25 protein-coding genes are annotated in these 26,957 nt (G+C 67.1%); all 25 read right to left on the bottom strand.

The window, feature by feature from the left end; all coding sequences use genetic code 11:
- Positions 1-18: 18 nt before the first annotated feature.
- Positions 19-750, bottom strand: a complete 732-nt coding sequence (locus D4765_RS07965; RefSeq protein WP_237280312.1) for a Trp biosynthesis-associated membrane protein — start codon at positions 748-750, stop codon at positions 19-21.
- Positions 747-2,315, bottom strand: coding sequence for an anthranilate synthase component I (locus tag D4765_RS07960; RefSeq protein WP_136641756.1), 1,569 nt, complete (start codon positions 2,313-2,315; stop codon positions 747-749). The genes D4765_RS07965 and D4765_RS07960 overlap by 4 nt, the downstream gene beginning before the upstream one ends.
- On the bottom strand, positions 2,315-2,803 hold the full coding sequence (gene hisI, locus D4765_RS07955; protein ID WP_136641755.1) for a phosphoribosyl-AMP cyclohydrolase: 489 nt from the start codon (positions 2,801-2,803) through the stop codon (positions 2,315-2,317). Before hisI ends, D4765_RS07960 begins: the two co-directional genes overlap by 1 nt.
- On the bottom strand, positions 2,800-3,573 hold the full coding sequence (gene hisF, locus D4765_RS07950; protein ID WP_136641754.1) for an imidazole glycerol phosphate synthase subunit HisF: 774 nt from the start codon (positions 3,571-3,573) through the stop codon (positions 2,800-2,802). Before hisF ends, hisI begins: the two co-directional genes overlap by 4 nt.
- Before the next feature lie 2 nt (positions 3,574-3,575).
- On the bottom strand, positions 3,576-4,415 hold the full coding sequence (hisG, locus tag D4765_RS07945; RefSeq protein WP_136641753.1) for an ATP phosphoribosyltransferase: 840 nt from the start codon (positions 4,413-4,415) through the stop codon (positions 3,576-3,578).
- Between the two features lie 180 nt (positions 4,416-4,595).
- Positions 4,596-4,859, bottom strand: coding sequence for a phosphoribosyl-ATP diphosphatase (locus tag D4765_RS07940; protein ID WP_136641752.1), 264 nt, complete (start codon positions 4,857-4,859; stop codon positions 4,596-4,598).
- 111 nt (positions 4,860-4,970) lie between these two features.
- On the bottom strand, positions 4,971-5,645 hold the full coding sequence (gene rpe, locus D4765_RS07930) for a ribulose-phosphate 3-epimerase (RefSeq protein ID WP_136641751.1): 675 nt from the start codon (positions 5,643-5,645) through the stop codon (positions 4,971-4,973).
- Positions 5,646-5,655: 10 nt separating this feature from the next.
- On the bottom strand, positions 5,656-6,297 hold the full coding sequence (locus D4765_RS07925; protein ID WP_136641750.1) for a hypothetical protein: 642 nt from the start codon (positions 6,295-6,297) through the stop codon (positions 5,656-5,658).
- Positions 6,298-6,346: 49 nt separating this feature from the next.
- The gene (locus tag D4765_RS07920; RefSeq protein ID WP_136641749.1) at positions 6,347-8,077 is read right to left on the bottom strand and encodes an HNH endonuclease signature motif containing protein; all 1,731 of its coding nucleotides are present in this window, start codon (positions 8,075-8,077) and stop codon (positions 6,347-6,349) included.
- A gap of 182 nt (positions 8,078-8,259) precedes the next feature.
- Entirely contained in the window at positions 8,260-9,630 is a 1,371-nt protein-coding gene (locus D4765_RS07915) for an RsmB/NOP family class I SAM-dependent RNA methyltransferase (RefSeq protein ID WP_136641772.1), read from the bottom strand.
- 374 nt (positions 9,631-10,004) lie between these two features.
- Positions 10,005-10,964 (bottom strand): methionyl-tRNA formyltransferase, encoded by a 960-nt coding sequence (fmt, locus tag D4765_RS07910; RefSeq protein WP_136641748.1) that lies wholly within the window; start codon positions 10,962-10,964, stop codon positions 10,005-10,007.
- The gene (locus D4765_RS07905; RefSeq protein ID WP_323512009.1) at positions 10,961-13,027 is read right to left on the bottom strand and encodes a primosomal protein N' family DNA-binding protein; all 2,067 of its coding nucleotides are present in this window, start codon (positions 13,025-13,027) and stop codon (positions 10,961-10,963) included. Before D4765_RS07905 ends, fmt begins: the two co-directional genes overlap by 4 nt.
- Positions 13,024-14,226, bottom strand: a complete 1,203-nt coding sequence (metK, locus tag D4765_RS07900) for a methionine adenosyltransferase (RefSeq protein ID WP_136641747.1) — start codon at positions 14,224-14,226, stop codon at positions 13,024-13,026. Before metK ends, D4765_RS07905 begins: the two co-directional genes overlap by 4 nt.
- Positions 14,219-15,508, bottom strand: coding sequence for a bifunctional phosphopantothenoylcysteine decarboxylase/phosphopantothenate--cysteine ligase CoaBC (gene coaBC / locus D4765_RS07895; protein WP_136641746.1), 1,290 nt, complete (start codon positions 15,506-15,508; stop codon positions 14,219-14,221). The genes metK and coaBC overlap by 8 nt, the downstream gene beginning before the upstream one ends.
- A 120-nt stretch (positions 15,509-15,628) precedes the next feature.
- Complete coding sequence (gene rpoZ, locus D4765_RS07890) at positions 15,629-15,895, bottom strand: DNA-directed RNA polymerase subunit omega (RefSeq protein WP_104243599.1); 267 nt, start codon at positions 15,893-15,895, stop codon at positions 15,629-15,631.
- Between the two features lie 60 nt (positions 15,896-15,955).
- On the bottom strand, positions 15,956-16,858 hold the full coding sequence (gene gmk, locus D4765_RS07885) for a guanylate kinase (RefSeq protein ID WP_136641745.1): 903 nt from the start codon (positions 16,856-16,858) through the stop codon (positions 15,956-15,958).
- On the bottom strand, positions 16,855-17,835 hold the full coding sequence (gene pyrF / locus D4765_RS07880; RefSeq protein WP_136641744.1) for an orotidine-5'-phosphate decarboxylase: 981 nt from the start codon (positions 17,833-17,835) through the stop codon (positions 16,855-16,857). Before pyrF ends, gmk begins: the two co-directional genes overlap by 4 nt.
- Positions 17,832-21,170 (bottom strand): carbamoyl-phosphate synthase large subunit, encoded by a 3,339-nt coding sequence (gene carB / locus D4765_RS07875; protein ID WP_136641743.1) that lies wholly within the window; start codon positions 21,168-21,170, stop codon positions 17,832-17,834. The genes pyrF and carB overlap by 4 nt, the downstream gene beginning before the upstream one ends.
- A complete protein-coding gene (carA, locus tag D4765_RS07870; protein WP_136641770.1) occupies positions 21,170-22,336 on the bottom strand; it encodes a glutamine-hydrolyzing carbamoyl-phosphate synthase small subunit in 1,167 nt (388 codons plus the stop codon). Before carA ends, carB begins: the two co-directional genes overlap by 1 nt.
- On the bottom strand, positions 22,336-22,881 hold the full coding sequence (locus D4765_RS07865) for a PH-like domain-containing protein (RefSeq protein WP_136641742.1): 546 nt from the start codon (positions 22,879-22,881) through the stop codon (positions 22,336-22,338). Before D4765_RS07865 ends, carA begins: the two co-directional genes overlap by 1 nt.
- On the bottom strand, positions 22,874-24,232 hold the full coding sequence (locus tag D4765_RS07860) for a dihydroorotase (protein ID WP_136641741.1): 1,359 nt from the start codon (positions 24,230-24,232) through the stop codon (positions 22,874-22,876). The genes D4765_RS07865 and D4765_RS07860 overlap by 8 nt, the downstream gene beginning before the upstream one ends.
- Complete coding sequence (locus D4765_RS07855; protein ID WP_136641740.1) at positions 24,229-25,188, bottom strand: aspartate carbamoyltransferase catalytic subunit; 960 nt, start codon at positions 25,186-25,188, stop codon at positions 24,229-24,231. The genes D4765_RS07860 and D4765_RS07855 overlap by 4 nt, the downstream gene beginning before the upstream one ends.
- Positions 25,185-25,808, bottom strand: coding sequence for a bifunctional pyr operon transcriptional regulator/uracil phosphoribosyltransferase PyrR (pyrR, locus tag D4765_RS07850; RefSeq protein ID WP_136641739.1), 624 nt, complete (start codon positions 25,806-25,808; stop codon positions 25,185-25,187). The genes D4765_RS07855 and pyrR overlap by 4 nt, the downstream gene beginning before the upstream one ends.
- A gap of 88 nt (positions 25,809-25,896) precedes the next feature.
- Entirely contained in the window at positions 25,897-26,319 is a 423-nt protein-coding gene (nusB, locus tag D4765_RS07845) for a transcription antitermination factor NusB (protein ID WP_136641738.1), read from the bottom strand.
- Positions 26,320-26,335: 16 nt separating this feature from the next.
- The gene (gene efp / locus D4765_RS07840; protein WP_136641737.1) at positions 26,336-26,899 is read right to left on the bottom strand and encodes an elongation factor P; all 564 of its coding nucleotides are present in this window, start codon (positions 26,897-26,899) and stop codon (positions 26,336-26,338) included.
- Positions 26,900-26,957 lie beyond the last annotated feature (58 nt).

Here is a 26,957-nt window from a genome sequence, read left to right as displayed (position 1 = left end):
CGTTGTTTGGGGCTGGCGTCAGCTGGTGGGGTCGGTGCCGCGTGTGAGGCTGTCCCAATTGTCGACGGCCGCATTCTTGCTGCTGATGGCGACTTCGTCGGGGTCGACCGGGTTCGCGGGCTCAGTCTCGTCATCGGCCTTATCGTCATCGGGCTCGAGCAGGTCTGCCGGGTTCGACGAGGTGCGGCCGTCGGCGGCGGCGAACTGAACCGGCTGGTAGCGGCGGCCCGACACGGGCCAGCGGCGCAGTGACACCATGATCAGGATGCCCGTGAGGGCCATCAGCACGCCGACCACCACAGCGAGGTAGGGCCAGAGCGTGGGGCTCGCTGCCGACACGATCGCCTTGATCGAGCCCGACCCTGCCACGCCCGTAGCCGTCGTCACGGCGGCCTGGCTAGCGCCGGCAGGATCAGCAAGGGCGCTGATCGATGAGAACGCAATGGAGGCGCCCAGCACGAGTTCGAGAAAGCCGAGCACGGCGCGTACGACGGTTCCGGCGATGGCGAGGGCAGCTGACAGGGCGAGGCCGGCCAGAGCCAGGGCCGAGAGTGCGGGCCCTGCGATGCTGCCCTGCACGCTGATGGTGAGGCTGTCACCGGCCCGCCCGCTGGCGGTCAGGCTGAACCAGGGCTGCGACCAGGCCAAGAAGACGAGGGCACTCCAGAGCACCACAGCCAGAATCGTGAACGACTTCAAGCGGCGGGCCTTGGCGGCCATTGCATCCGGGGTCTCGCGTGCGTCGCTCATACGACCCGCTTCATGGCGTTGGCGATGGCGACGGCCCGCAGCGGGGCGGCCGCCTTGTTCTGCGACTCGATGAACTCGGAGTCGGGGTCGGAGTCGGCCACGATTCCGCCGCCCGCCTGCACACGAGCCGTGCCCCCTGCGATCACCGCGGTGCGGATGGCGATGGCGAGGTCGGCGTCGCCGGCGAAGTCGAAGTAGCCCACGACTCCCCCGTAGACGCCGCGCTGGGCGGGTTCGAGCTCGTCGATGATCTGCAGCGCGCGCGGTTTCGGCGCACCCGAGAGCGTGCCGGCAGGGAAGGTGGCGCGGAACACATCGACCGCGGTGACGTCGGGTGAGAGCATCCCCTCGACCGACGACACGATGTGCATGATGTGGCTGAACCGCTCGATGCGCATGAACTCGGTCACCTCGACCGACCCGGCGCGGCAGACCTTCAGCAGGTCGTTGCGGGCGAGGTCGACGAGCATCAGGTGCTCTGCGCGCTCTTTGGGGTCTGCCAGCAGGTCGGTCTCATAGGCCAGGTCTTCGTCGGTCGTGCGACCCCTGGGGCGGGAGCCAGCAATGGGGTGGGTGAAGGCCCGCGAACCTTCGACCTTGACCAGAGCCTCAGGGCTTGAACCGACAATGGCGTACGGCTCGCCGCCCGGGGTCTCGAGGTTCAGCAGGTACAGGTAGGGGCTCGGGTTCAGCGTGCGCAGCACACGGTACACCTCGATGGGCTCCGCCTCGCACGCCAGGTCGAACCGCTGCGAGACGACCACCTGAAAGATGTCGCCCTCGCGAATGTGTTCTTTGGCCACCTCGATCGACTCAAGGAACGCGCTGCGGTCGGTGCGTGCCACCGGCGCGGCACTGAGCGAGAAGTCGGCATCGGCGAGCCACGCCTCGGCGGGCTGGGCGAGCCGCAGTTGCATGGCGTCGAGCCGCGCGACGGCATCGGCCCAGAGCTCGTCGGGATCGGCACTGTGCCCACCGGCATCGCCCGACCCGCCCGCGAGGTCACCGTCGGCCAGTACGGCTGAGATGAGGGTGACCGTGCCGAGAAGATGATCGACGGCCACGAGATCGGCGACGAACGTCAGCGCCTGGCTCGGAACCTCGATGTCGGCGGCCGGCTGGTCGGGCAGGCGCTCGATCTGGCGAACGGTCTCCCAGCCGATGAAGCCGACGAGGCCCCCGGTCAGCGGCGGGTGGCCGTCGACGGCTGGGGTCTTCCACTCTTCGTAGAGTTCGGCCAGGGCCTCGAGCGGTGTGCCCGGCATACCGTGCGGAAACGCTCGCGCGGCACTGAGCCCGGAATCGAGCCACACCGAACGGTCATCCTGAGCGCTGAGCACACCGTAGCTCGACACGCCGATGAACGAGAACCGCGACCACACCCCACCCTGGCTGGCCGACTCGAGCAGAAAGGTGCCCGGCCGGTTGTCGCTCAGCTTGCGGTAGATGCCCACGGGCGTCTCGCCGTCGGCGAAGAGGGTGCGGATGACCGGGATCACCCGGTGCGTGCCGAGCAGTTCGTCGAACTGCTCACGCGTGGTGCTGTGCACTGCGGTCTGGGGCATCAGATGTCTCGTTCTGCTGGTTCTGCTGGTTCTGTGTGTGTTGGCGCTGGTGCTTCCGGCCTCGGTGCTGCGGGAGCATTGCCCACGACGGGGTGCAGGTGGTCGGCGTCGAAGCACGTGCGGTCACCGGTGTGGCACGCGGCGCCCACTTGGTCGACCTCTACAAGAAGCGTATCCCCGTCACAGTCGAGGGCGGCAGACTTCACGAACTGCGCGTGGCCGGAAGTGTCGCCCTTTCGCCAGTACTCCTGGCGGGAGCGCGACCAGAACGTCACCCGGCCGCTGGTGTACGTGCGGCGTAGGGCTTCGGCGTCCATCCAGCCGAGCATCAGCACCTCGCGGGTGTCGAACTGCTGGATGACGGCGGGCAGCAGGCCCTTGCCGTTGAAGCTCGCGCGGCTGATGATGGCGTCGAGGGCACTGTCGGCGCTCGTGTCATCACTCACGCTCGTGTCGTTGCCCGTACTGTTGCCCGTGCTGCTGCTCATCGCACCACCACCCCGCTCTCGGTGAGGGCCGACTTGACGTCGGCGATGGTGAGCTCGCGGTTGTGGAACACCGATGCGGCGAGAACGGCGTCGGCCCCCGCGGCGATGGCGTCGGGAAAGTCGCTCACGCGCCCGGCGCCGCCCGACGCGATCACGGGCACGGAGCTGATGGCCCGCATCAACCGGATCAGTTCGAGGTCATAGCCGTCTTTCGTGCCGTCGGCGTCGATGGAGTTCACGAGCAGTTCGCCCGCCCCCAGCTCGATAGCGCGGGTGGCCCAGGCCAGGGCATCCAGTTCGGTCTCGCGGCGACCGCCGTGCGTGGTCACGACGAAACCCGAGCCGCGGCGCGCAGCCTCGCTCGTCGAGCGTTTGATGTCGAGCGACAGCACCAGAACCTGTGCGCCGAACCGGTCGGCGATCTCGCCGATGAGCTCGGGGCGGGCGATGGCGGCGCTATTCACGCCCACCTTGTCGGCCCCGCTGGCGAGCAGGCGGGCCACGTCGTCGGTGCTTCGCACTCCCCCGCCGACGGTGAGCGGAATGAAGACCTGCTCGGCGGTCTGGCGCACGATGTCGTACATCGTGGCGCGCTCGTCGACGGTGGCGGTCACGTCGAGAAAGGTGATCTCGTCGGCGCCCTGTGCGGCGTACAGGCCGGCCAGTTCGACAGGGTCACCGGCATCACGCAGGTTCTCGAAGTTGACGCCCTTCACCACGCGACCGGCGGCCACATCGAGACACGGAATCACCCGCACTGCAAGTGTCATGACTAGATTCTCGCAGCGTGAATGGGGCTGACCAGAATGGCGCGCGCGCCGACCTCCCACAGGGCGTCCATGACGAGGTTCATGTCGTGGCGCGGAACCATCGCGCGCACCGCAACCCAGTCGGGGTCGGCAAGGGGCGAGATGGTGGGCGATTCGATGCCGGGCGTGAGTGCGGCGGCGGCATCGAGGTGGGCGCGGGGCACGTCGTAGTCCATCAGCACATACTGGCGGGCCACGAGAACGCCCTGCAGCCGGCGCAGCAGAGTGTCGGCGCCCGGGTTCTGGATGCCCGAACTGATGAGTACTGCCGTCGACTCGAGAATGACGGGGCCGAAGATCTCGAGACCAGCCTTTCGCAGGGTGCTGCCCGTCGAGACCACGTCGGCAACGGCATCCGCCACCCCGAGCCGCACGGCAGACTCGACGGCCCCGTCGAGCTTCACCAGCGTGGCGGTGACGTTCGACTTCGCGAGGAATGCCGCGACGAGGCCCGGGTAGCTCGTGGCGACCCGGCGGCCCTGCAACTGCTCGAGCGTGCTGAACTCGCCGGCCGGGCTCGCGAAACGAAAGGTCGAGCCGCCGAAGTTCAGTTCGGCAACCTCGGTGGCGGGCGACTCGGAGTCGAGCAGCAGGTCGCGGCCGGTGATACCCACATCGAGGGCGCCCGAGCCGACGTACGTGGCGATGTCGCGAGGCCGCAGGTAGAAGAATTCGACGCCGTTCGCCGGGTCGGCGGTGACCAGTTCGCGGGGGTCGCGGCGGCCGTGGTAACCGGCCTCGGCGAGCATCTGGGCAGCGGTTTCAGACAGGGAGCCCTTGTTGGGCACCGCGATTTTCAGCATGGCAAGATCTTTCAGAAGAAGTGTGGTGGCTACGGTCTGCAGTGAGGTGGGCGTTCGAGGCCCGCCGCTGTTCGTTTGACGCGGCAGTGTGTGTCGAACGGTTGGCGTCCGTGTGATGCGGCAGTACGTGTCGAACGGTTGGCGTCCGTCTGATGCGGCGGGGACGCATCACACAATCAACTACAGATGTCGGTAGATGTCGGCCGGAGTGAGGCCTTTTGCGAGCATCATCACCTGCACGTGGTAGATCAGCTGGGACATCTCTTCGGCGGCTTCGGCATCGCTCTGAAACTCGGCGGCCATCCACACCTCGGCGGCCTCTTCGACGATCTTCTTGCCGATGGCGTGCACGCCGGCATCGAGTTCACGAACGGTGCCCGACCCTTCGGGGCGCGACGCCTGCTTCTCGCTCAGCTCGGCAAACAGTTCGTCGAAGGTTTTCACGCTTCTAGGTTAGCCGGTCTGCAGTGGGCGGGGTGCCGGTCGGTGCGGGTGTGCTGCTTGGTGCGGGTGTGCTGCTTGGTGCGGGTGTGCTGCTTGGTGCGGATGCGCGGCTCAGTGCGTGTGCGCGCCGGCGGCCGAGCGAGCGAGCTCGCGCAGCAGCGCTATCTGCTCTGCAGCGTTCTCGGCACCGAACACGCTCGATCCGGCGACGAATGTGTTCGCCCCCGCGGCCGACGCCAGCTCGATCGTCTTCTCGCTGATGCCGCCGTCGACCTGCAGCCACACATCGAGCCCGCTTGCCGCGACGGCTTCGGATGCCCGGCTGAGCTTGGGCATGGTGCTCTGCATGAACGACTGCCCACCGAACCCCGGCTCAACCGTCATGATGAGCAGCATGTCGAACTCGGGCAACAACTCGAGGTACGGGGCGATATCGGTGTCGGGCTTCACCGCGAGCCCGGCACGGGCACCGATCTGGCGGAGCCGCCGGGCCGTGGCCACCACATCGGCCGCCGCCTCGGCGTGGAACGTGACCGAGTACGCCCCGGTCTCGGCGTACACCGGGGCCCAGCGGTCGGCGTCGGAGATCATCAGGTGCAGGTCGAGCGGCAGCGGCGACACTCGCTGCAGGCTCTCGACCACCGGCAGCCCGAGGGTCAGGTTCGGCACGAAATGGTTGTCCATCACATCGACGTGAATGAGGTCGGCCGTCGCCACCCGGGCGATCTCCGCCTCCAGGTTCGCAAAATCGGCGGCCAGAATACTCGGATCGATGCGCACAGCCATACCTCCAACCCTAGACGAGCCCGGCGCCCGGCCCGGTCTGCTCCGGGCCCGGGCTGTATCGGCCCTGGTGCTGCTGATGCGGTGCAGGGAGCTCGCTCAGCACCCCGTCTGCGGTGCGTTCCCACGTGATGTTCGCTCGGTCGGTGAAGGTCATGCTCTGCACCCGCCACGTTTCGCTCATCCAGATCGGTCTGCACTCAGACTCCACCGATTCGGGGAAGGCCCACTTGTACTTCGCTTCGCACGTGGCATCACTCTTCTTCTCGCTCTGTAAAGATGCTTCTCCGTCGGTTGCCCTGCGGTTTCTCCTCGCACCCTGCGCTGCGAAGTAGTGGCCGGGCGGCAGCACGCGAAGTGCGAGCGGGGCATACGCGGTGCCGTCGAGCATGCGCACATAGATTGTCACGTCTGTCACGTCTGTCACCGGCGAGGTCGAGCCGTTCAGTATCTCGACGCCGTACTGCTTGGCCCTCGTCTGACCTGTCGCAGTCGGACGCTCTGATACCCACGACGAGATGTGCAGCGCCTGAGAGCGCGCGTCTCTCCGTCGTTCGATTTCGACCACTCTCCAGGCGGCAATACCGGCCGCCACAGCGGCGGCCAAAGCCCCGGCGGAGATGATCGAGGTGAACACGCCGAGAAGATCTGACATCGCCACAACGTACCAGTTACCTGACGAATGCTCACATGCACTGTGACAATCATGTGCGGAGCAGTGTTCGGCGGATACGAGACGAATGGGTGGGCATCCAGTGCCGGTGGGCTGTGGACAGCCAGGGTGGGGCCTTGATGTGAGGGACTCCAGCGAGCATGGCGACCTCCCAGCCCGAGGATTCGATGCTGCGGTGGTGGAACCAGCAGAGCAGAACCCCGTTGTCGGTGTGGGTGGCGCCGCCGTCGGCGTGGGCGGTGACGTGGTGGATCTCGCACCAGGCGGCCGGAATCTGACAGCCGGGGATGACGCAGCCGCCATCGCGGAGAGTGATAGCGCGTCGCTGCCAGCCCGTGAAGCAGCGTTCGGGTGAGCCCAGGGAGAGTACCCGGCCCGTCTCGCCGAGAACCACCTTCTGCGTGCCGCCCGAACAGGCGAGCTGTCTGACGGCGTGGATCGACAGGGGTACGTCGATGCCTTCGGCCCAGCCCACCCCGTGACCGGACTCGAGTTCGGTGGACTGAATGCTGACCAGCACGGTGGGTGCTGCTCCCCCGATGGTCGGCGTCTCGGCGCTGCGGGCGGCGGTTTCGAGGATGGCCGCCAAGACATCGTGGCGCTGTTGGTCGCGGGATCTCGTCTCGGGCATGTCGTCGACCTCCGCATGGCTCGCGGCGGCGGCGTTGTCGATGGTAGCCCGGGCGGAAACCCGATCGCAGCTGACTGAATCGTGGCTGATCGATTCGCGAGGGAACGCAACAGGACCGGAAGCGGGTGAGAGGTAGGTGTCGAAGAGGCGCTGGAGGCGAGCGGCGGTTTCGGGGAGCAGGTCGCCGGAGACGGGGATGACCCCGCGCCGCTCGGTGCCGAGCCGGAAGCCGCGCAGCTTCATGGCGCGTTCTTCAGCGGGAAGTGTGCCATCGGGGTCGAGGAGGGTGCACCACACTGCAGCCTGCAGGCGCAACTCTTCTGCGGTTGCGGGAACGGGGCTCTCGGGGCTTTCGCCACGCGCGGCCGAGACCAGCTCCCTTTCGGCGGCGGTGACGCCGTCACTACAGCTGAAGCTGTCAGAGCCGCTGAAGCTGTCAATACTGTCGGCGCCATCAGAACCAGCGGGGCCAGCGGGGTTATCGGAACCGGACGGGCCAGCGGGGTTATCAGGGTCATGGGGGCTGTTGGAGTCGCCGGAGCGTGAGCCGTCGAAGTTCACGGCGGAAGGGAAGCCGAACACCCTCACCGCCGGCCCGAGCCCGCGCACGATTGCGGTGGCGGCGTCGGCAGACAAGGCGCCCTCCCGGAGGGCCTGGGCGACACGAGGAAAGCGCGGTGGAAGGGGCTCGCCGGTGAAGGAAGTCGAGGGGCGGGTGGCAGCGCCGACGGCGAGAAACTGAGTGGCAGCGGCGCCCGAGAGTGAGGTGAGTCGTTGGAGGAGTTCGGATGGAGTTCGGCAGCCACGCCGGGCAGAGAGCCGGGCTTCGCCGAGTTCTGCACGCGAACGCTCGCCGATCTCGCCTGCGACAGCGATCTGCAGTGCATCGATACGCGCCGAAACACGGCCGACGGCCGATGCGACACCCAGAAGTTCGTCGTCGCTCACCATTGCGGCGAAAGCACTCGCGCCCGCACCCCGTGCACCGTCGCCGCTCGCGGTCGCACCGTTGTCGCCCGCTTCGCTCGCGATGGCGCCCGCTTGGCTCGCGATGGCGCCGATGGCGCTGATGCGCATCGCGAGAGCGTCGAGCTCAGCGATGGTGCGCGCAGTTTCGGTGGTCGTTTGCATAATGCAATTCTCTCACGCACCACTGACATTCACTCAGTTATTGGCCTAACTGAGCGAATGTGTGGAGAACCGCGTTGTGCACAGGCCTGAGTGGGAGAGCCCGAGACGGAGCACACTCCGGCGAACACGAACACGAACCCGAACCGGGCCGCCCCCAGGCCGCCCCCGACCCGCCCCCATCCCTACTCCGCGACCTTCTGCAGCAGCGCGATGAACATGGCATCGGTACGGTGCCGATGCGGCCAGAGCTGCACCTGGGTGGGGTCGCTGCCGAGCACCAGCGGCTGCCCCGCGAACGACTGCAGCACCGACTGGGTCGACTGCGGCAGGGCGACGAGTGTGCCGGTGTGGCGCCGCAGAGCATCCGCAACCTGACCGCGCGTCTCGGCGACATGCGGCGAGCAGGTCACGTACGCCAGAATGCCTCCGGGCTTCAGCGCCGCGACTGCTGCATCGATGAGTTTCGCCTGCAGCAGCACGAGCTCGGCGACATCGCGTGGTGACTTGCGCCAGCGCGCCTCTGGCCGGCGGCGCAGTGCCCCGAGACCGGTGCACGGCGCGTCGACGAGAATGCGGTCGAAGTGGGCAGGAAAGGCGTCGCCCAGGGAGGTTCCGTCGAGCTCCCACACCTCGGGTGGTTCGGGTAGCGCGGCGACCGCATTGCGCACGAGCTCGGCCCGCGCCGCGATCGGCTCGTTCGCGATGACCGTAGCCCCGGCAAGCCCGGCCGACGCCGCGAGCACGGCCGTCTTGCCTCCGGGCCCGGCGCACATGTCGAGCCACAGCTCGCCCGCGGTCACGGGGGCAGCGTTCACGAGAGCCAGCGCAGCGAGCTGCGACCCCTCGTCTTGCACACGAACAGTGCCCTCACCCACCTGTGGAATGTCACGGGGGTCACCTGAATCGGTGATGAATCCGTACGGCGAATACGGTGCCGGATGCCCGTCTGCCCTGATCTCGCCCCGATCGGCCAGCCCGGGCAGGGCGATGAGCCCGAGCCGCGCGGCTTCGTTGTCGGCTTCGAGTAGTTCGATCAGGTCGACCTCCGCCTCGTCGGCTGTGGCGCCGTCGCTCAGCAGTGCGCGGCGGAACGCGCGGATGATCCAGGCCGGATGCGAGTACAGCACCTCGAGGCGCTCGTCGTCGTTCCGGGCCGACTCCAGCACCAGGTCTTGCCACTGCTCGGGCGTCGACCGGGTGAGGGTGCGCAGAACGCCGTTGACGAAGCCGGTGGATGATCGGGTGCCGACGGTTCGCGCCAGCTCGACGGCCTCGTTCACGGCCGCGTGACTGGCTACGCGCAGCGACAGCAGCTGGTGTGCCGCAAGTTCGAGCACGTCGACGATCACTCCATCGATCTCGGTGATGGGGCGCCGCGCCGCGAGTTCGATGACGCGGTCGTAGTACCCGCGCATGCGCAGGGTGCCGTAGGTGAGCTCGGTGGCGAGACCCGCGTCGGCGGTGTTCAGCTTCGCGCGGCTGAGCTTCGTGGGAAGCAACAGGTTGGCGTAGGCGTCGTCTTCGCGCACGGCACGGATGACCTCGAACGCGATGCGGCGGGCGGGCTGTACGGCGGTGGCGCTCTGTGTGCGCTCGCGGGGGCCGGGAGCGGTGCCCGAGCGGTCGCGAGGGGCGCCGCCGCCCTGACGGCCGCGGTCGCGGGTCGCGTTGCTACTGCCGGAGCCGGAACCAGACCGCGAGCCCGAACTCGCATTCGTGCCGTCGCGTCGCGGGCTCGACCCGTTGCGGCCCTGGTTCGAGCCTGCTCGGCCGTGCTTGGGGCGATCGCCGTGGCTGCTCGAGCCGCCAGAGCTGCCCGAACCACCCGAACCACCCGAGCTGCCAGAACTACCCGAGCCACCAGAACCACCCGAGCCGCCCGAACCCGCCGCGCGCCCTTCGGCGCCGTTCTGCTCGTTCGACTCGCTCACTCTGCCACCACTTTCTCTGTCTCGCCGTTCTCCGTGTCGCCGCTGCCGTTGCCGTTGCCGCTACTGCTGATCCCGCGCCACCAGTCCTCGGCCCGCATGGGTTTCTTGCCGGCGGGCTGTACGCTCAGCAGCCGCAGTGGATGATCGCCGGTACCCACAACGACGGCCCCGCCCTGCAGCCCGAACTCGCCCGGCGGCAGCTGCACCGCATCACGCGCGGGCTCGGCTTCGAGAATCTTGAACCGCTGGCCGCTGAGGAAGGTGAACGCGCCGGGTTCTGGCGTGACGCCGCGGAGACGTTGGTAGAGGAGGGCCGAAGGCTCGTTCCAGTGCAGCCGGGCGTCGTCGAGCGAGAGCTTCGGTGCCAGGGTGGCCTCGCCCGTCTGCTCGCGCGCCACGGCAACTCCGCTGGCGAGTTCGTCGACCACGCGAGCCGTGAGCGCGGCGCCATCATCAGCGAGGGAGGTGAGGAGGTTGCCCGCGGTCTGGTGCGCCCCGATGGTCTGGGTGATGGTGCCGAACACGGCCCCAGCATCCATCGCCGGCACCAGCTGGAAGACGGCGGCACCCGTGACCGCGTCGCCCGCGATCACGGCGTGCTGCACGGGCGCCGCACCGCGCCAGCGTGGCAGCAGGGAGAAGTGCAGGTTCACCCAGCCGAGGCGCGGGATGCTCAGCAGCGGCTCGCGCACGAACCCGCCGTAGGCCACGATGACCCCGAGCTCCGGTTTGAGCGCGGCGATCTGTGCGGTGACGTCATCGTCGAGGCGATTCGCTTTGATCACGGGCAGGCCGAGCGAAACGGCGACATCAGCGATGGGTGACGGGGTGAGAATGCGGCGGCGGCCCTGCGGCGCGTCGAGCCGGGTGATGACGGCGACGATCTCGTGCTCGGCGGCGAGTCGGCGAAGCGTGGGTTCTGCCACGCTCGGGGTACCGGCGAAGACAATTTTCAATCGAGGATCTCCGTGTCGTCGAAACGAACCCGCAGGCTGGGTGGCGGGCGGAAGTTGGCGGGGCGGCCGGGTATTTTGCGCCTGCTGGTGGCGTTTCTGATGACAGCAGCCCGAAGGGTGGCGGCCACGACCTGGCCGACCGAGTAGTCGAACCGCACGATGGATCGCACGAAATCGTCTTCGTCGGGTACGGGGCCCAACACGTCTATCTTCGCGCTATCTTCACCGTGAACCGAATCGTGGAGTTCTTTCACAGCGCCGGCCACGGCCTCGGGTGTTCCCTTCACTGTGGCGACGCGCACGGCCGGTGGAAACCTCAGCCGGCGGCGGTCGGCGAGCTCGTCGCTGGCGAAGCGGTTCTGCTGCCAGGTGACGAGGGTGCGGGCGAGTTCTCCGCCCACGCCCACGATGATGGCGGGAGCTCGCGGAGCGGCAAGGGCGATGGCGTTCGACCACCACCGCAGGCAGTCTTCGGCGACGGTGAGCGACTCGCGGGCGAGCATCCGTTCGCCGTCGAGAAGCAGAACTGCATGGTAGCCGCCGGCTGCGACGGGCTCGGCCCCGCGGGTGGCGATGACGAGTGCGGGGGCTTCTGAGACATCGGTGAGCGAGCGGGTACCGTCGGAGACGATGATGCGGGTGGCCGGAAACGCACGGCCCAGTTCTTCGGCGGTTCGTGCGCTGCCCTGGCCGATGAGCCGAAACGTGGTGCCCTCACAGTGCCGACACTGCCACTGGGCGGCGATGGCGCCGCACAAGACGCAGGAGGGAGGCGAGTTCTTCGACTGTGTGCGCAGCGGCCCGTCGCAGACCAGGCAGTGCGCCGGGTTGGTACAGCTCGCGCAGGCCAGAACCGGGGCGTACCCGGGGCGGGCGACCTGAATCAGCACGGGGCCCGTCTCGAGCGCTTTGCGGGCGGCCATCCACGCAGACGATGGGATGCGCGCCGACTGGGCGAACGCGTCGCCAGACACCTGCGCCGAGGTGGGGATGACGTTCGGCAGGAACTTCGGGTTCTGTGGCACGTCGTCGACGAAGCCGAGTTCGACGAGTCGCTGCACCTCGCTGCTGCGCGAGTGCGACACGAATGCGAGCGCCGAGCCCGACTGCGCCTGGCGGATGAGAGCGACATCGCGCGACGAGACGTACGGACTGAGGGGTTCGTCGTGCAGGGGGTCGCCGTCGTCCCACAGTGCGATGAGCCCGAGCTCGAACGCCGGCGCGTACACAACAGAGCGGTTGCCGATGATGATGCGTGGCCGCTCTTCGAGGCACGACAGAAAGTGGGCGTAGCGTTCGGGGTTGGTCTGGCGGGCATCGAGCCGGGCGATGTCGGCGTCGTCGACGTGGGCGCGGAGGGCCGTCTCGAGCTGGTCTTGGTCGCGGTAGTCGGGAACGACGAGAATGGATGACCGGCCGAGCCCGAGGGTGAACGCAGCCATGGCTGCCATGGTCTCGGCCCAGGCGCCCACCCATTCGCCGGCCGAGGTCTGCCGCACGGTCGGTATCGCGGTGATCGACAGACGCGCCCGGCGGTACAGCGCGGTCTCGATCACGTTGTCGCCGTAGCCCGCGATGGGGGTGCGGTTGGGAGTGTCTCCAGAGGGATCTGCGCTTTCGGGCGACTCTGTGTTTCCAGCAGCAGCAACAACCGCCGCAGTAGCAGCCGCCTCCGCGGCCTTCGCCCGACGCGCCACGAACGCCTTCTCGACCCGAACCTGTCGCGGCGGAACCGCGAGCCGCACCACGTCGCTCGCGTTGCCGGCGGCACGGTCGGCCACACTGCGGGCGAGCGCCCACACCTCGGGGGTGAGCACGGGCACCGCGGAGACGACCTCTTCGAGCTCGCTGAGGGTTCCGCTGAAGTCGGCGTGCGCCGTGACCTCGACGATGTAGCCCGAGGTCATGCGGCCGGCGGAACGGAGGGGTACTTTGACCCGAACGCCCGGCCGGGCATCCGGTGCCAGACGCTCGGGGATCCGGTAGTCGAACAACCGGTCGAGCTGGGGCAGCAGCGATTCGAGCATCACCCGGGCGATGAGGGTGATGCCGCCGTCACTCACAACTTCGCGGCGACCTGCAGGGCTTCGACGCGGTCGAGACGCTCCCACGTGAAGTCGGGCAGCTCGCGCCCGAAGTGACCGTACGTCGAGGTCTGCGCGTAGATGGGCCGCAGCAGGTCGAGGTCGCGGATGATGGCGGCCGGCCGCAGGTCGAACACCTCGCCGATGGCCGCGATGATGTCGTCGTCGGGCAGGTGGCCCGTGCCGAATGTCTCGACGTAGAGACCGACCGGAGCCGACTTGCCGATGGCGTACGCCACCTGAATCTCGAGCTTGTCGGCGAAACCGGCCGCGACGGCGTTCTTTGCCACCCAGCGCATGGCGTATGCGGCAGAACGGTCGACCTTCGACGGGTCTTTGCCGCTGAAGGCGCCGCCGCCATGACGGCTCGCGCCGCCGTAGGTGTCGACGATGATCTTGCGGCCGGTGACCCCGGCGTCGCCCTGGGGGCCGCCGATCTCGAACCGACCGGTGGGGTTGATGAGCAGCTGAGCGCCCGACACGTCAAGCGGGGCGTCGGCGAGCACGGGCCGGATGATCAGCTCGGCGACATCGCGCTGCAACTGTTCGGTCGACACCCGCGGCGTGTGCTGGGTCGACAGCACGACAGTTTCGACCGTGCGCGGGATGTGGCCCTCGTAGCCGATGGTGACCTGCGTCTTGCCGTCGGGGCGGAGGTACTCGAGCTGGCCGGTCTTTCGCACCTCGGCGAGCTTCTCGCTGAGCCGATGCGCGAGCCAGATGGGAATCGGCATGAGCTGGGGGGTCTCGGTGGTGGCGAAGCCGAACATGATGCCCTGGTCGCCCGCGCCCTGGCGGTCGAGCGGGTCGCCGTCGCCGCCGTCGGCCGTCTGCCGGGTCTCCCACGCGTTGTTCACGCCCTGCGCGATGTCGGGTGACTGGGCCCCGATGGAGACGGAAACACCACAGCTGCTGCCGTCGAACCCGATGTCGGAGGACGTGTAGCCGATGGCGTTCACGCGGTCGCGAACGATGGTGGGGATGTCGACGTACCCCTTCGTCGTTACCTCACCGGCGACGTGCACGAGCCCGGTGGTGACCATGGTCTCGACGGCGACCCGGCTCGCCGGGTCGACCTCGAGCAACGCGTCGAGGATGCTGTCGGAGATCTGGTCGCAGATCTTGTCTGGGTGGCCTTCGGTGACCGATTCTGAGGTGAAAAGACGAAGTTTAGACATTCTTCTCCTGGTGGTTCGGGTGCGCGTGCGTGCGGCTGGGAACAGCCAACGCACTGAGTATGCTGTGGGCCACTGACAGCTTGCTGCCCGCGGCCTCGATCACTATATGCCCGGTGCGATCGAGCAGAACGACCGTGTTGTGGTCTGTGGTGAAACCTTCGCTCCAGCCCACCCTGTTGAGGACAAGATAGTCGCAGCCCTTGCGCGCGATCTTGGCCTGACCGAGTTCGAGCAGTTCGTCGCGCGTGGCGGCGGTCTCGGCGGCGAAGCCCACGATCACCTGGTCGTCAGCACGCTGCGACGACAACTCGGCAAGAATGTCGGCGTTCTTCACCAGCTCGAGCGTCAGCACGTCTCCCGCGACGTCTTTTTTGATTTTGCCTTCGGCCACCTCGCTTGGGCGGTAGTCGGCCACGGCGGCAGCCATGATGATGATGTCGGCTCCGCCCTGGAGCGCCAGCATTTCGACACGCAGTTCTTCGGCCGTCTCGACGGAGTGCAGTTCGGCTCCGCGCGGTGGTGGCACTTCGAGGTGGGCGCCGACGAACGTGACCCGCGCCCCCTCTGCAATGGCAGCATCGGCGAGGGCGACACCCTGCTTGCCGCTTGACCGGTTGCCGATGAAGCGCACGGGGTCGAGGGGCTCGCGGGTTCCGCCGGCCGAGATGAGGATGCGGAGGCCTGCGAGGCTGGAACCCGCAGCGGCAACACCCGAACCCGCAGAACTGGCGTCTGCCGGCTCGCGCCCGTCGACGACAGTCGCCACCAATGCGAGCCCCGCCGCCACGATCGCGTCGGGCTCCGAGAGCCGCCCCGGCCCCGAGTCGGCGCCGGTCAGCTGCCCGCTGTCAGGCCCGATGAAGTGAAACCCGCGCGAGCGGAGGGTGGCGACATTCGCGACCGTCGCCGGGTTCTGCCACATCTCGGTGTGCATGGCAGGGGCCAGAAGAATGGGCGCGCGACTGGCCAGTATGGTGTTGCCGAGCAGATCATCCGCAATGCCGGCCGCGAGTTTGGCCAGGCTGTTCGCCGTGGTCGGTGCGATCACGATGAGGTCGGCGGCCTGGCCGATCGCCACGTGCCGCACCTCGGCGACACCCTCGTAGAGGTCGGTGTGAACCGTATTGCGCGAGATGGCTTCGAGCGTCGGCTTGCCCACGAAACGCAGCGCGTGCTCGGTGGCGATGACCTGAACCGAGTGACCGGCCAGCACAAAACCGCGAATCACGCTCACCGCCTTGTACGCAGCGATGCCCCCGGTGATGCCGACGACGATATTCATGTACCTACTCTGGCAGATCGGCGGGGGCGACGGCCCGGCCGGGATGGGGTTGCCCCCGCGGTGAAAAAGATGAAGCCCGCCACAACCAAGCGACGGGCTCCACGAAAGAAAATATAAACGCTACTCAGGGATGGGCGCGTTGGCCTTGACCGTGAGCTTGTCTTCGTTGATCTCGTGCAGGGCGATCGACAGGGGCTTGTCGTCGATGCCGGAGTCGACCAGCGGGCCGACATTGTCGAACAGGCTGCCTTCGTGCAGGTCGGCGTAGTAGTCGTTGATCTGGCGCGCGCGCTTCGAGGCAAAGATGACCAGGGCGTACTTCGAATCGACTTTCGACAGCAGTTCGTCGATGGGCGGGTCGATGATGCCGAGTGGCTTGGCTGGCATGGTGATGCTCCTTGGTTCGGGATAGGGGGAGAATTGCAAAGACGGGAGGCGAACGTCAGCCTACGAAATATTCATCAAGTCTACGACCTCGCGGGCCGCCTCGTCGACTTTGTTGTTCACGACCCGAAAATCGAACTCATCCTGGGCTGCGAGTTCGACCTTCGCGGTGGCCAGTCGGCGGGCCTGTTCTTCGGGCGATTCTGTGCCGCGCCCGATGAGCCGGCGCACCAGCTCATCCCACGTGGGCGGCAGCAGAAACACCAGAACCGCTTCAGGCATGGATGCCCGTACCTGCCGTGCACCCTGGATGTCGATCTCCAGCAGTACGCTCTTGCCTTCGCGCAGCGCCCTCCGCACGGGGCTTCGCGGCGTACCGTACCGGGACTGGTTGTGCACCACAGCCCACTCCAGAAACTCGCCTGACTCGACCATGCGGTCGAACTCGTCGTCGGTGACGAAGTAGTAGCTCACCCCGTCGACCTCGCCGGGCCGCGGCGCGCGAGTGGTGGCCGACACCGACAGCTGTACGTCGGGGTAGTTCTCGCGAATGTAGGTCGACACCGTGCCCTTGCCCACCGCGGTGGGGCCGGCCAGAACGACCAGCTTCGTCGACACCTCCGTCGGCGGCAGAGCATACCCCGTGCCCGGGGCGCGCACAGCGAGGTAGTCGAGCAGCTTCACCTGCTGGTGCCGGCCGAGCCCGCCGATGCGTTTCGAGGGCGAGATGGCGAGTTTCTCGAGTGCCTTGTCGCCCCGAACGGGCCCGAGGCCCGGGATGCACAACAGCAGCTCTCGTACCCGCAACCCCGCTTCGGGCGTGTCTTTGTCGGCGAGCCCCACGGTCACGACGCTGCTCGCGCTCCGTTCACCGGAGACAACGGCGTTCTTCACGCTTGCCCGCGCTCGGCGGGCGGCAACGGCTGCCCGTGACGCCGCGACGCGGTCGACCTCGGGGGGCTTCACGAACGGGCTCCGGCCAGCGCGTCGGCGAGTTCGCCGCTCTGCCGGGTGATCGCGTCGGCCATGCCGGCGGTACCCGAGCCACTGGCTGAACCTGCGGCGAGCACCGAACGCGAGACGGCCACCACCGTGCCGGGCGTCAGCGGCCCGAACACCGAGTGCACGTCACTGAAGCGCGCACCCTGAAAACCGAACCCGGGTGCAAGCACCGGGGTCATCGGGTTGGCCGCGAGGGCGTCGCGGTCGATCGAGTAGTCGAGAAGATTTTTTGTCGCACCTAGCACCAGACCGATGTTACCGAGGTGCGAGCCGCCGCCCGACCGCGCGCGGTTGTGTGTGCTCACGTCGTGCGCAACCAGCCCGGCAACGGAGTAGTCAGCTGCTGCCGCTGCTGCCTTCGCAGCCGGTGTCGACGTCGCAGCCGTCGCGGCCGGTGTCGACGTCGCTCCTGATATCGTCGGCGCCCCGACCGTACGCGCTGACTGCAGCGTGAACGACTCGGGGTTCGACGTGGCGCTCAGCACGAACGCACCCTTGCCCGTACTCTCGGCCAGGTCGAACACGGCCTGCAGCGAGCCGACACCGGCGTACGCCGTCAGCGTCACGGCGTCGGCCTCGAGCGGTGACCCCGGTTGGAGCCACGCGCGCCCGTAGGCTTCGGCGCTGGTGCCGATATCTCCGCGTTTGGCGTCGGCGATCACCAGCAGGCCGGCCGCGCGGGCCGCGGCCATGACCTCTTCGAGCGCCGCCACCCCGGCCGAGCCGAACAGTTCGAAGAAGGCCACCTGCGGCTTGACGATGCCCACGCGGCCCGCGGCGGCATCCACCACGCGGAGCCCGAACTCACGAACCCCCGCGGCCGTTCGGGGCAGCTCCCACGCGTCGAGCAGGTAGTCGTGCGGATCGATGCCCACACAGAGCTGCCCGAGCGTCGCGAACGTGATCGCAAGCCGCTCACCGAACGGAACGGGAGTGGTCACTGCCCGGCGCCCGCCCGCACGAGCTCTTCGGCCCGCTCGAGCGATTCGGCGCGTTCCCACGCGTACTCCTGCATGCTGGTCACGGTGAAGCCGTCTTTCATGCCGTCGAACGACGCCACGGCCGCGCCGAGTTGCGCAATGGTGGTGAACAGCGGCTTGTCGGCCGCCACCGCCGCTGCTCGAATCTCGTAGCCGTCGGCCCGCGCCGAGCGACCGGAGGGCGTGTTGATGACGATGTCGACCTCGTTGCGATTGATGAGATCGACAATGGTCGGCTCATCGTTCGCCAGGTCGACGCCCTCACTGTACTTGCGAACGATTCGTGTGCGAATACCGTTGCGATTCAGCACCTCTGCGGTGCCGATGGTGGCCAGAATCTCGAAGCCGAGCTGCTGCAGCCGCAGCACCGGCAGCACGATCGCGCGCTTGTCGCGGTCGCTGACCGAGACGAACACGGCTCCGCTCAGCGGCAGCCCGCCGTACGCGGCCTCCTGGCTCTTCGCGAACGCCCGCGGGAAGTCGCGGTCGATGCCCATGACCTCACCGGTTGAGCGCATCTCCGGCCCGAGCACCGAGTCGACGACCAGACCCTCTTTCGTGCGAAAGCGTTTGAACGGCAGAACCGCTTCTTTGACCGAGACCGGCGCGTCGAACGGCACAATCGAGCCGTCGAGCTTCGGCAGCATGCCTTCGGCCTTCAACGCGGCGATCGAGTCGCCCACCATGATGCGCGAGGCCGCCTTGGCCAGCGGAATACCGAGTGCCTTCGACACGAACGGCACGGTTCTGGATGCCCGGGGGTTCGCCTCGAGCACATAGAGAACTCCCGCACCCACCGCGAACTGCACGTTCAGCAGCCCGCGCACACCCACGCCCTCTGCGATGCCGAGCGTGGCCTTCTTGACTCGGGCGATGACATCCTGACCCAGCGTCACGGGCGGAAGCGTGCAGCTCGAGTCACCCGAGTGAATACCGGCCTCTTCGATGTGCTCCATGATGCCGCCGATGTAGAGCTCGGTGCCGTCGTAGAGCGCGTCGACGTCGATCTCGATGGCGTCGTCGAGAAAACGGTCGACGAGCAGCGGATGCGTCGGCCCGACGATGCCCTGGCCGGCCACGCGCACAAAATAGTCTTCGAGCGAGGGGCTGTCGTAGACGATCTCCATGCCGCGACCGCCGAGCACGTACGACGGGCGCACGAGCACGGGGTAGCCGATCTCCTCGGCCACGACGACGGCCGAGTCGTAGTCGTGGGCGACGCCGTTCTTCGGTGCGAGCAGGCCCGCGGCATCGAGGATGCCCGCGAACAACCCGCGCTCTTCTGCAAGGTCGATCGCCTCAGGCGTGGTGCCGAGGATGGGCACGCCGGCCGCTTTGAGACCCTTTGCAAGCCCGAGCGCCGTCTGGCCGCCGAGCTGAACCACAACGCCGACCAGCTCGCCGCTCTGGCTCTCGGCGTTGATGACTTCGAGCACGTCTTCGAGCGTCAGCGGCTCGAAGTACAGCCGGTCGCTGGTGTCGTAGTCGGTCGAGACCGTTTCGGGGTTGCAGTTGATCATGATCGTCTCGTACCCGGCATCAGACAGGGCGAACGAGGCGTGCACACACGAGTAGTCGAATTCGACGCCCTGGCCGATGCGGTTCGGGCCCGAGCCCAGGATGACCACCTTGCGGCGTTCGCTCGGCATCACCTCGGTCTCTGAGTCGTACGACGAGTAGTGGTACGGCGTGAGCGCGGGGAACTCCCCCGCGCAGGTGTCGACCGTCTTGTAGACCGGGCGAACGCCGAGGCCGTAGCGAATCGCGCGGATCTCGTTTTCGGTCGTGCCGCGGAGCGCCGCGATCTGCACGTCGCTGAAGCCGTGGTCTTTCGCGAGCCGCAGCGTGTCTTCGTCGGTCAGGGGTGAGGCGGCGACCGCGTCGGCCACCTCGTTGATCAGCACGATCTGGTCGATGAACCAGGGGTCGATCTTGGTGGCTTCGAAGACCTCGTCGATGCTCGCACCGGCACGCAGGGCCTGCTGAACCGTCACGATGCGGCCGTCGGTCGGCACGGCGGCAACGGCGAGCAGCTCGTCTTTCGACAGTTCAGAGGCCGGCCCGTCCCAGTGGAACGACGATCCGCGCTTCTCGAGCGAACGCAGTGCCTTCTGCAGGGCGGTGGTGTAGTTGCGGCCGATGGCCATCGCCTCGCCGACCGACTTCATGGTGGTCGTGAGCGTCGCATCCGCTGCCGGGAACTTCTCGAACGCGAAACGCGGAACCTTCACGACCACGTAGTCAAGCGTGGGCTCGAACGACGCCGGAGTCACCTTCGTGATGTCGTTGGGAATCTCGTCGAGGCGGTAGCCGATGGCCAGCTTCGCCGCGATCTTGGCGATGGGAAAGCCGGTGGCCTTCGAGGCCAGGGCGGATGACCGGGAGACGCGCGGGTTCATCTCGATGACGATCACCCGGCCGTTCGAGGGGTCGATGGCGAACTGGATGTTGCAGCCGCCGGTGTCGACGCCCACCGCGCGGATGATGTCGATGCCGATGTTTCGGAGGTTCTGGTACTCACGGTCGGTCAGGGTCAGCGCGGGCGCAACCGTGATCGAGTCGCCCGTGTGCACACCCACCGGGTCGACGTTCTCGATCGAGCACACCACCACCGTGTTGTCGGCCGTGTCGCGCATGAGCTCTAGCTCGTACTCCTTCCAGCCGAGGATGCTCTCTTCGAGAAGCACCTCGGTGGTGGGGCTCTGGTGCAGGCCGTCGCCGACGATGCGGCGGAGCTCGGCCTCGGTGTACGCGAACCCCGAACCGAGCCCGCCCATGGTGAACGACGGGCGCACAACGAGCGGGTAGCCGAGGTCTTCGGCGAAGCCGACGGCCTCCTCCACGGTGTGCGCGATGTGCGAGCGGGCTACGTCGGCACCGCACTGCAGCACGAGTTCCTTGAAGATCTGGCGGTCTTCACCCTTGTTGATGGCCTCGAAGTTCGCGCCGATCAGCTCGACGTTGTACTTCTCGAGAATGCCGTGCTTGTGCAGGTCGATGGCCGCGTTCAGCGCGGTCTGGCCACCCAGGGTCGGCAGAATGGCATCCGGCTTCTCTTTGGCGATGATGCTCTCGATGACCCGCCAGGTGATGGGCTCGATGTACGTCGCATCGGCGAAGTCGGGGTCGGTCATGATCGTGGCCGGGTTCGAGTTCACCAGAATGACGCGTACGCCCTCTTCGCGAAGCACGCGGCAGGCCTGCGTGCCCGAGTAGTCGAACTCGCACGCCTGGCCGATCACAATGGGGCCGGAGCCGATGACCAGAACGCTCTTGATGTCTTCTCTCTTGGGCATTACTTGCTTTCCGTTTCGAGAGTTGCGGTTGAAATATCGAGTCTGCCCGTCAGCACCATTTCGCGAAAACGGTCGAACAGGTACATCGAGTCGTGCGGCCCCGCGGCCGCCTCGGGGTGGTACTGAACCGAGAACGCATTGATGTCGAGGCACCGGATGCCCTCCACCACGTCATCGTTCAGACTCACATGGCTCACCTCGACCCGGCCGAAACCGGCGGGCGACTCGGTGACGCCCTCGCGCGGCGCATCGACGGCGAAACCGTGGTTCTGGCTGGTGATCTCCACGCGGCCGGTCGTGCGGTCGAGCACGGGCTGGTTGATGCCGCGGTGGCCGAACGGCAGCTTGTAGGTGCCGAAGCCGAGCGCGCGGCCGAGCAGCTGGTTGCCGAAGCAGATGCCGAAGTACGGCACCCCGGCGCGCAGAACGTCTTGCAGAACCTGAACATGGCCTTCGGATGCCTCCGGGTCGCCGGGCCCGTTCGAGTAGAACAGCGCGCTCGGCTCGAGGGCGAGCACCTCGGCGGTGGTCGACGACTCGGGCAGCACCTCGACGTCGAATCCGCGGTCGGCGAGATAGTTGAGGGTCGACTTCTTCACGCCGAGGTCGAGCACGGCCACAGATCCGATGCGCTCGCCCACGGCGGGAACGGTGTACCGCACGGCCGTCGAGACGGTGCTCGAGAGGTTCAGGCCGGTCATCTCGGCTCCCTGGCGCACGAGGTCGAGCTGGGCATCCGGTGACAGAGCGAAGTCAGCACCGGAGAAGATGCCGGCGCGCATGGCCCCGGCCGAGCGGATGTGACGGGTCACGGCCCGCGTGTCGATGCCGCTGATGCCCACGACCTCGCCCTCAACCAGGTCGTCGTCGAGCGAACGGATGGCACGGTGGTTCGAGACGACGCGCGAGGGGTCGCGAACGACGAAGCCCGCCACCCAGATCTTGGCCGACTCGAGGTCTTCGTCGTTCGTACCGGTATTGCCGATGTGCGGGGCCGTCATCATGACGATCTGGCCGGCGTACGACGGGTCGGTGAGGGTCTCTTGGTAGCCGGTCATTCCAGTGGCGAAGACGGCCTCGCCGAACGTGCGGCCACGGGCGCCATACGCCTTGCCGACGTAGCGGTGGCCGTCTTCGAGAACGAATACGGCGGGTTCAGTTACGATCACGCGATCGAGCCTTCCTGCATCGGGAGTTGAGGTTTCTGAAGAAGCGACTGCACGGTGCTGAGCACGCGGATGCTGTCGCCTGAGTCGAGAATGCGGGCGTACGATTCGACATCGGCGGTGGTGGCGTCGCCTGTCGTTGTGATCTCTGAAATCCAGTCGAGGCGCACAAGGCCGCCGGACTCGACCACGCGGTCGATCGTGTACGTCGAGGTGCCGATCGAACGGATGCGCGCGAGAGGTACGAACACGTCGCGTTCGCCGTCGAGCGAGAGGGTGATGCCCTTCTCCCAGACGATGAACGTTCCGCGGGCGCGAAAGGCGAGGCCCGGGATGGTGAGGCGTTCGAGCGGCTGGTTCGCGGGGGTCGTCGCCACGTAGAGCATGGGGGCTTCGAGCAGCAGCTGCCCAGCATCCTGAGGCGTCTCGGGCGCGGCGCTGTACCCGGCCTGGCGGCGCTTGCGGGCACGCCAGCCGAGCGCCATGCCCGCGTACAACAGAAGCAGAATGGCGAGAACGATGAGGGCGGGGCCGAGTCTATCCATGGGTTCTGCCTGCTTTCCAGGCCGCGGCGCTGGCCGCGACGGTCGTGCTGTCAACAACGGTGCCGCCGAGAACCGTAGGGTAGCCGTGGTGGAAGGTGTACTGAACCCGGCCGGGGAGCGTCAGCCCGAGGTAGGGCGAATTCGTGCTCTTACCAGCGAGCCGGTCGAGGTCGAATGTGCTCGAGCTCGACGGGTCGTAGAGGGTGAAGTTCGCCGGGGCACCGGGTTCGAATGCATGCGAGTGGTCTGCCAGGCGGCCGATCTCGGCCGGTTTCTGCGAGAGCACGCGGGCGATGTCGGCCCACTGCAGCAGGCCCGTGTCGACCAGGGCAGTCTGAGCCACCGAGAGAGCCGACTCGAGACCCACCATGCCGAACGACGCGGCATCCCACTCCGACTCCTTCGACTCGGTCGGGTGCGGGGCGTGGTCGGTGGCGATGATGTCGATCGTGCCGTCGGCGAGGCCCGCCCGCAGCGCCTCGACGTCTTCGTCGCGTCGCAGCGGCGGGTTCACCTTGTAGCGCGCGTCGTAGCTTCGCACGAGATCTTCGGTGAGCAGCAGGTGGTGCGGAGTGGCCTCGGCCGTCACGACGATGCCGCGGCTCTTGGCCCACCGGATGACCTCGACCGAGCCGGCCGTCGAGACATGACACACGTGCAGGCGTGCGCCCACGTGTTCGGCGAGCAGCACGTCGCGGGCGATGATCGACTCCTCGGCCACGGCGGGCCAACCCTTCAGCCCGAGCTCGCTCGAGAGCGCACCCTCGTTCATCTGCGCGTTCTCGGTGAGGCGCGGGTCTTGGGCGTGCTGCGCGACCACACCGTCGAACGTCTTCACGTATTCGAGGGCGCGGCGCATCAGCAACGAGTCGTGGATGCACTTGCCATCGTCGGAGAAGACCCGAACCTGGGCGCGCGAGTGTGCCATCGCACCGATCTCGCTCAGTCGTTCGCCGGCGAGGCCCACGGTGACAGCCCCGATGGGCCGAACGGTGGCGAACCCCGCGTCGTCGCCCAGGGCCATGACCTGCTCGACGACGCCGGCGGTGTCGGAGACCGGCATGGTGTTCGCCATGGCGAAGACGCTCGTGAAACCGCCGGCTGCGGCGGCGCGCGAACCGGTCAGCACGGTCTCGCTCTGCTCGAATCCGGGTTCGCGAAGGTGGGTGTGCAGGTCGACGAGGCCGGGCAGCGCCACGAGGCCCTCAGCGTCGATGCGGATGGCGCCCGCCGTGTTGCTGTTCGACGTGTTCGGGGCGACGGGGGTGAGCCGGGCATCCTGAACCAGAAGATCAGTACGCTCGCCGGAGACAAGCGTGGCCCCGACTATGAGATAACTCGGGTTGCTCACGGTTGTACCTCTCGATCGCCAGACATGAGCAGGTAGAGAACTGCCATGCGTATTGACACCCCGTTCGTGACCTGCTCGAGTACCGTCGACTGGGCTGAGTCGGCGGCACCCGCCGAGATCTCGAGGCCGCGGTTCATCGGGCCGGGATGCATGACAATCGTATCGGGGCGAAGCGACGCGAGGCGTGCGTCGTCGAGGCCCCACTCGCGCGAATACTCGCGGGCGTTGGGAAAGAAGGCCGCGTTCATGCGTTCGCTCTGAATGCGCAGCATCATCACGACATCGGGGCGGGTGTCTCGAATGGTCTGGTCGAAGTCGTAGCTGATGCCCACGGGCCAGTCGGTTTCGGCGCCGAACGGTACCAGTGTGGCAGGAGCGACGAACGTGACGTGGGCGCCGAGCGTCTGCAGCAGCCAGAGGTTCGAGCGGGCGACCCGCGAGTGCATCACGTCGCCCACGATCACCACGCTGACGCCGTCGAGGTCGCGGCCACGACTTCTGTCGCCGAAGAGCCGGCGGCGAATGGTGAAGGCGTCGAGCAGGGCCTGGGTCGGATGCTCGTGGGTGCCGTCACCCGCGTTCACGATGGGTGCGTCGATCCAGTTGCTCTCGGCCAGAACGTGCGGAGCGCCGCTCGCATGGTGCCGAATGACCACGCCGTCGGCCCCCATTGCTGCCAGGGTCTGGGCGGTGTCTTTGAGGCTCTCTCCCTTCGAGACGCTCGAGCCTTTGGCACTGAAGTTGATCACGTCGGCGCTCAGCCGTTTAGCGGCCGCCTCGAACGAGATGCGGGTGCGGGTGGAGTCTTCGAAGAAGAGGTTGACCACAGTCTTCCCGCGGAGCGCGGGCAGCTTCTTGACCTCGCGCGTCGAGACGGCGGCCATGTCTTCGGCAACATCGAGAATCTGCAGCGCTTCGCCCTGGCTGAGGGTCTTGGTCGAGAGCAGGTGCCTCATCGGGTTCCCCCGTCGGGCTCGTCGCTGCCGTTGCCTGGTTCGGTGGGCTGCTCGGTGGGTTGTGCGGTGGGCTGCTCGGGCATCGTGCGGCTCTCGATGCTCACCTCTTCGACCTCGTCGACCTCGCTGAGGCGCACGTTGATACGTTCGTCGGTCGAGGTGGGCAGGTTCTTGCCCACGAAGTCGGCGCGAATCGGCAGCTCGCGATGCCCGCGGTCGACCAGCACAGCCAGTCGTACAACGCGGGGGCGCCCGATGTCGCTCAGCGCATCGAGCGCGGCACGAATGGTGCGGCCCGAGTAGAGCACATCGTCGACCAGCACGACGGTCTTGCCGTCGACTCCCCCGGCCGGAATCTGCGTCGGCTGCGGGGTACGCGTGACGTTGCGGCCCAGGTCGTCGCGGTACATCGTGGCGTCGAGGGCCCCCACGAGAGACGCCGGTGCGCCCGGTTCGATGCGCTGGATGATCGCAGCGATGCGCTGGGCCAGAAACACCCCGCGGGTCGGTACACCGAGGATGACAAGATCGCCGGCCCCCCGGTTCCACTCGAGGATCTCGTGCGAGATACGCGTCAACGCCCGGTTGATGTCAGCCTGAGACAGCACTACTCGTGCCATGACCGACTCCCTTCTCCGACTCACAGGCCGACTCTTAAAGGTTGTCTACGTCTTCCACACTATCGCACCGAATCGGTGCAACGAAGTTCTACTGCGTGACGCCCTTGGTCTGCGAGATCTTGGCCAGGATTCCATTGATGAAACCCGACGAGTCGTCTGTCGACATGAGCTGGGCAGCTTCGACGGCCTCGGAGATGGCCACAACATCCGGAACCCCGTCGTTGTAGAGAATCTCCCAGATACCGATGCGAAGAAGTGCACGGTCGATGTGCGGCATGCGGCCGAGGGTCCACCCCACGGCGTACGTCTCGATGAGCTCATCGATCTCGTAGCCGTGCTCGACCACGCCACCGACGATCTCGCGCGCGTACTCCCACGACGCCTCGCGGGCAGGCTCGGTGAGGGCGCGGGCAGCTTCGGCGGCCAGTGACTCGTTGATCGAGATCTGGCGCACGTCGGCGGCGTACAGAACGTCGAGGGCCCGCTTACGGGCCTTGGTTCGGGAACTCATCGGTGTTCGTCAGTCCCTAGTCGCTGACGCGGCCGAGGTAGTCGCCGGTACGCGTGTCGACCTTGACCTTCGTGCCCTGCTCGAGAAACAGCGGAACCTGGATCTCGTGGCCGGTCTCGACCGTGGCGGGCTTGGTGCCGCCGGTGGAGCGGTCGCCCTGCAGGCCCGGCTCGGTGTAGGTGATCTCGAGGATGACCGAGGCCGGCAGCTCGACGTAGAGCGGCGCGTCTTCGTGCAGAGCGATGGTGACGGGCTGGTTCTCGAGCATGTAGTTCTTGGCGTCGCCGACGACGGCGTCGGTCACGCTGAGCTGCTCGTAGGTCTCGGTGTCCATGAAGACGAAGTCTTGACCGTCGTTGTACGAGTAGGTGTAGTCGCGGCGGTCGACGTTGGCCGTCTCGATCTTCGCGCCCGCGTTGAACGTGCGGTCGACGACCTTGCCCGAGAGCACGTTCTTGATCTTGGTACGAACGAACGCACCACCCTTGCCGGGCTTGACGTGCTGAAACTCGATGACAGCCCACAGCTGGCCGTCGATCTTCATCACTACGCCGTTACGGATGTCGCTTGTCGAAGCCATAAAAAGGTGGTTCCATTCGGTTGAGAAAGTTCGGTCGTGCGGGTTTTCACCCGACAGT

Origin of the sequence: Subtercola vilae (assembly GCF_004923255.1) — a bacterium.
GTDB lineage: Bacteria > Actinomycetota > Actinomycetes > Actinomycetales > Microbacteriaceae > Subtercola > Subtercola vilae.
Note: the sequence above shows the minus strand (reverse complement) of the source record. Positions and strands in the feature narration are given on the sequence as shown.

Coding starts and splice junctions, on each gene's coding strand:
- D4765_RS07965 (WP_237280312.1), bottom strand. CDS start 750: ATGAGCGACGCACGCGAGACCCCGGATGCAATGGCCGCCAAGGCCCGC.
- D4765_RS07960 (WP_136641756.1), bottom strand. CDS start 2,315: ATGCCCCAGACCGCAGTGCACAGCACCACGCGTGAGCAGTTCGACGAA.
- hisI (WP_136641755.1), bottom strand. CDS start 2,803: ATGAGCAGCAGCACGGGCAACAGTACGGGCAACGACACGAGCGTGAGT.
- hisF (WP_136641754.1), bottom strand. CDS start 3,573: ATGACACTTGCAGTGCGGGTGATTCCGTGTCTCGATGTGGCCGCCGGT.
- hisG (WP_136641753.1), bottom strand. CDS start 4,415: ATGCTGAAAATCGCGGTGCCCAACAAGGGCTCCCTGTCTGAAACCGCT.
- rpe (WP_136641751.1), bottom strand. CDS start 5,645: ATGGCTGTGCGCATCGATCCGAGTATTCTGGCCGCCGATTTTGCGAAC.
- D4765_RS07925 (WP_136641750.1), bottom strand. CDS start 6,297: ATGTCAGATCTTCTCGGCGTGTTCACCTCGATCATCTCCGCCGGGGCT.
- D4765_RS07920 (WP_136641749.1), bottom strand. CDS start 8,077: ATGCAAACGACCACCGAAACTGCGCGCACCATCGCTGAGCTCGACGCT.
- metK (WP_136641747.1), bottom strand. CDS start 14,226: ATGTCTAAACTTCGTCTTTTCACCTCAGAATCGGTCACCGAAGGCCAC.
- coaBC (WP_136641746.1), bottom strand. CDS start 15,508: ATGAATATCGTCGTCGGCATCACCGGGGGCATCGCTGCGTACAAGGCG.
- rpoZ (WP_104243599.1), bottom strand. CDS start 15,895: ATGCCAGCCAAGCCACTCGGCATCATCGACCCGCCCATCGACGAACTG.
- carB (WP_136641743.1), bottom strand. CDS start 21,170: ATGCCCAAGAGAGAAGACATCAAGAGCGTTCTGGTCATCGGCTCCGGC.
- D4765_RS07865 (WP_136641742.1), bottom strand. CDS start 22,881: ATGGATAGACTCGGCCCCGCCCTCATCGTTCTCGCCATTCTGCTTCTG.
- D4765_RS07855 (WP_136641740.1), bottom strand. CDS start 25,188: ATGAGGCACCTGCTCTCGACCAAGACCCTCAGCCAGGGCGAAGCGCTG.
- pyrR (WP_136641739.1), bottom strand. CDS start 25,808: ATGGCACGAGTAGTGCTGTCTCAGGCTGACATCAACCGGGCGTTGACG.
- nusB (WP_136641738.1), bottom strand. CDS start 26,319: ATGAGTTCCCGAACCAAGGCCCGTAAGCGGGCCCTCGACGTTCTGTAC.
- efp (WP_136641737.1), bottom strand. CDS start 26,899: ATGGCTTCGACAAGCGACATCCGTAACGGCGTAGTGATGAAGATCGAC.